The sequence below is a fragment of the Methanocorpusculum petauri genome (genome assembly GCF_026891975.1).
Classification (GTDB): domain Archaea; phylum Halobacteriota; class Methanomicrobia; order Methanomicrobiales; family Methanocorpusculaceae; genus Methanocorpusculum; species Methanocorpusculum petauri.
Genome location: NZ_JAPTGB010000038.1, coordinates 1 through 4,030, shown reverse-complemented (window position 1 = coordinate 4,030; position 4,030 = coordinate 1). Strand labels below are relative to the sequence as shown.

Below are 4,030 nucleotides of genomic sequence, written 5' to 3'. Positions count from 1 at the left end.
CCTCTTCTCTTTCTTTCTGCTGCAATGGGGCTTGGTCCGATCTCTTTTACAGTGTTGATGACATCGTTAATGACGACTGCCCACTTTGCTCCTTCTGATGCTGACACAAAGGTCATACGGAAGCGTTTGTGCTCCAGACCCATGTTCTGCATGATACTCTTTACGAGGAACATTCTCTTTGCTGCCTTGTAGTTTCCTGCAAGGTAGTGGCAGTCACCGAAGTGACAGCCGGATACAAGAACCCCGTCTGCTCCGTCGGCAAATGCCTTGAGGACAAAGAGCGTGTCGATACGTCCGGTACACATCACCCGGACGATTCTCACGTCCGGCGGGTACTGGGTACGGGCGGAACCCGCACCGTCTGCTCCGGCGTAGGAACACCAGTTACAGATGATACCGATAATCTTCGGTTTCCACTCATCAGCCATTACTGTTCACCTCCCAGGAAGAATGCATCAATCTGGGCAAGAATCTGCGGGCTCGTGAAGTGCTGCATCTTGATGGCACCACCGGGGCAGAAACCGCCGCACGTACCGCAGCCTTTACACTTTGCGGCAGTGACGCTCATGACCGTCCTGCCTTCGTCGTTGAGGATCATCGACAATGCAGAGTACGGACACTGGCCGACACACATACCACAGCCGGCACAGAGAGATTCAACGCACTGGGCATAGTATGGTTCGAGTTCGACCTGACCGGCGTGAATCGGAATGGATGCAGCAGATGCGGCACCTTCGGCCTGAGCGACCGTGTCAGGAATATCCTTCGGACCCTGACAGACACCGGCTAAGTACACACCTGCAGTGGTAGTTCCGCACGGATCAAGTTTCGGGTGAGCTTCCAGCAGCCACTTGTCGGCAGAGCAGGAGACACCGAAGTGTCTGCGGACGACTTCGGTCTCGGCGGTCGGCTGAACGGCGGCGGCGAGAACGACAAGCTCGACTTCGATCTCGACCGGCATGCCAAGAAGGGTGTCTTCGGCAACGACGATGAGGTTCTTGTTCGGCAGTTCCTGTACCTGGGCAACACGGCCGCGGATGAACTTGGCGCCTTCGTGCTGGATACGGTAGTAGAACTCTTCGTAGGCTTTGCCGAAGGAGCGGATGTCCATGTAGAAGATGTAGGCTTTACAGCCGGGGATCTTTTCGATGACCTGGTGGGCGTGTTTCAGCGAGTACATGCAGCAGAACCGGCTGCAGTACGGTTTGCCGATACCGGTGTTGTCCCGGGACCCGGCACAGAGGACGAATCCGACGGACATCGGGGTTTCGCCGTCGGACGGGCGCACGAGGTGGCCGATGGTCGGACCGGATGCGCAGATTAACCGTTCGAATTCAAGCGAGGTGATGACGTTGTCGTAGAGTTTGTATCCCCACTCTTTCTTTTCTTCGATGGGGAAGGTTTCGTATCCGGTGGCAAGGATGACGGTACCGACCTTGACGGTGAACAGTTCGTCTTCCATGTTGAGGTCGATGGCTTTCTTGGTGCCGCAGGCGGTTTCACAGAGACCGCATTTGACACAGGCGCTGAAGTCGATGGTGTAGATCAGCGGGACGACCTGGGCGTGCTGGATGTAGATGGCTTTTCGGGGAGCCATGCCGAATTCCCAGGTGTTCGGTTTGACAACCGGGCAGACCTGGGCACAGTCACCACAACCGGTACATCCTCCACCGACGATGCCTTTGGCGGCAGCTTCGGCAGGGGTCAGGACACCGCGGGCGTGACGGCGGATGGTGACGTCAAAGTTGCCGATGTAACCTTCTACGGCCTCGACTTCGGCGAGGGTGTAGAGTTTGATACCGGGCATTCTGCCGGCTTCGGCCATCTTCGGAGACAGAATACACTGCGAGCAGTCAAGTGTCGGGAAGGTTTTGTCCAGCTGGGACATGCGACCGCCGATGGTGGGTTCTTTTTCGATGAGGTAGGTCTCAATGCCGGCTTTGGCAAGGTCCATGGAGGTCTGGATACCGGCGACGCCGGCACCGACGACCATGGCGCGGTGCTCGACAGGGACGGCCATCGGGTAGAGGTCTTCCAGCATGGTGGCTTTGGCGACGGCAATGCGGACGGCGTCTTTGGCTTTGGCGGTGCCGCCGTCCCAGTCGTGCATGTGGACCCACGAGCCCTGGTCACGGATGTTGGCCATTTCGAACCGGAACGGGTTCAGGCCGCCGTTGGCAGTGGCGGTACGGAAGGTAGGTTCATGCAGACGGGGAGTACATGCGGCAACAACGACACCGGTAAGGTTGTATTTTTCGATGTCGTCGTGGATCATGTTCTGACCGGGGGTAGAACACATGTACGCGTAGTTTTCGGAGACGACGACGTGCGGGAGAGTTTTTGCATACTCTTTGACGGCAACGACGTCGACGGAGCCGGCGATGTTGGTTCCGCAGTGGCAGATGAAGACGCCGATACGGGGTTCGACGGGTGCAGTACCTGATTCACAGGCTTTTTTACCAGAGTATACCATTGTTACTGACCTCCGTTGATTTTGTCGAGGAAGGGTTTGCAGGACATCTGGTGCAGGTCAAGGCCGAGTTCGATGGGGCTCATGCCCTGGGCGAGACCGAGCATTTCACAGAAGTGAAGAACAGGAAGGTGCCATTCAACGCCGAATTTGTCTTTGATTTCGAACTGACCACGGTCGAACTGCAGCTGGCAGAACGGACAGGTGTCGACGATGGCTTCGGCGCCGGCGTCGGTCATGTTGGTCAGTTTTTCGTTGGTGATGTCAAGGGCGTGGGCGATGTCGTATCCGCGGACACCTCCGCCAGCGCCACAGCACTGCATTTTGTTGCGGTATTCGACGGCTTCGGCACCGAGGGATTCGACGAGTTCTTCGAACCAGGTCGGGTGTTCGGTGTCGCCGATGACGTCTCCGGCGAATTCACGGTCTTTTCTCGGTTTGAGTAGGTGACAGCCGTAGTGACAGGCGACTTTGACACCGGTTAACGGGGTGGTGACGCTGTCTTTGAGTTTGTCCAGACCGCAGATGTCGTCGTTGTAGTAGAGTTCGGCAAGGTGGTAGACGTTGATGGTGCCTTTGTATTCCATGTCGACTTCTTTTAATACTTCGTTGACGCTGTCGCGGAGTTCGTCGTTGTGTTTTAATTTGTGGTTGACTTCCCAGATGGATTTGTAGCAGCCGTTGCAGATTAAGGCGATGTCCATGCCCATCTGTTCGGCGAGGACGAGGTTCCGGGCGGCCATGGCATACCAGACGTTGAGGTCGATGCTGCCGAAGGCACCGGGAGCGGGACAGCAGCTTGCACCCTTTAACGGGACAAGGTCGATGCCAAGCTTTTTGCCGGTACGAATGGCGGCGGATTCAATGCCGGGATACCGGTTCGGGGCGATGCAGCCGAGGAAGAAGGCGAATTTGTGTGTGTCGTTGGACATTACTGACCCTCCGCAAGGACTTTGTCTGCGAGCTGTTTGGTGCCGTACGATTCAAGAATTTTACGGATGGCAGGCAGGTATTCAGGATATTTGCACGTGGTTTCCGGTTCGGGTTCGAGACCGAGTTTGACACGGGCAGCACGGTTGGCATCGCTGTTCGGAACGCCGTGACCGGTCTGGTAGATGAAGTTTACCGTGCCAAGGAAGTTCTTCGGAACGATGCCGCGCTGGGCAGCCATGTTCCGCATGGCCATGATGACGTCGGTCGGAATCAGGTCACGCGGACACCGGTCGCTGCAGGTGTAGCACGTGGTGCACAGCCACAGGTCGGGGTCGGTTAAGCTCACTTCTTTTAAGCCGAGGTTGGTTCGCCGCATGAAGTTCCGGATACGGTAGCTGCTGCGGGGAGCAGACGGACAGGAGCCGGTACACGTGCCGCACTGGTAGCAGATGTGGGCTTCCGTGCCGCTGATACGCTCAACGTCGCCGACGAAGGTCGGGTCGGAGTCCTGGGCAGGCCGGTAGTAGCGGTCTGCAAGGCGGGCGGAGAGCCCGGCGTCTTTGTAGGATTTTGCACTTGCCATTCTTTTTACTCCAGGGGTTTTAATTCAACCTGACCAAAGGTGTC

The 4,030-nt window shown here is 56.9% G+C and carries 4 protein-coding genes; all 4 read right to left on the bottom strand.

Going from position 1 to position 4,030, the window contains the following annotated elements:
- Positions 1-428 (bottom strand): hydrogenase iron-sulfur subunit (locus tag O0S10_RS10355; RefSeq protein ID WP_268925805.1); only part of this gene is annotated, 428 nt, incomplete at its 3' end.
- Positions 428-2,473 carry a CoB--CoM heterodisulfide reductase iron-sulfur subunit A family protein gene (locus O0S10_RS10350; RefSeq protein ID WP_268925804.1) on the bottom strand — a complete coding sequence of 682 codons (2,046 nt, stop codon included), beginning with the start codon at positions 2,471-2,473 and terminating at the stop codon, positions 428-430. The genes O0S10_RS10350 and O0S10_RS10355, both read right to left, overlap by 1 nt.
- 2 nt (positions 2,474-2,475) lie before the next feature.
- A complete protein-coding gene (gene hdrB, locus O0S10_RS10345) occupies positions 2,476-3,402 on the bottom strand; it encodes a CoB--CoM heterodisulfide reductase subunit B (protein ID WP_268925803.1) in 927 nt (308 codons plus the stop codon).
- Positions 3,402-3,986: a CoB--CoM heterodisulfide reductase subunit C gene (gene hdrC, locus O0S10_RS10340; RefSeq protein WP_268925802.1), complete on the bottom strand. Its 585-nt coding sequence runs from the start codon at positions 3,984-3,986 to the stop codon at positions 3,402-3,404. Before hdrC ends, hdrB begins: the two co-directional genes overlap by 1 nt.
- Positions 3,987-4,030: the final 44 nt, after the last annotated feature.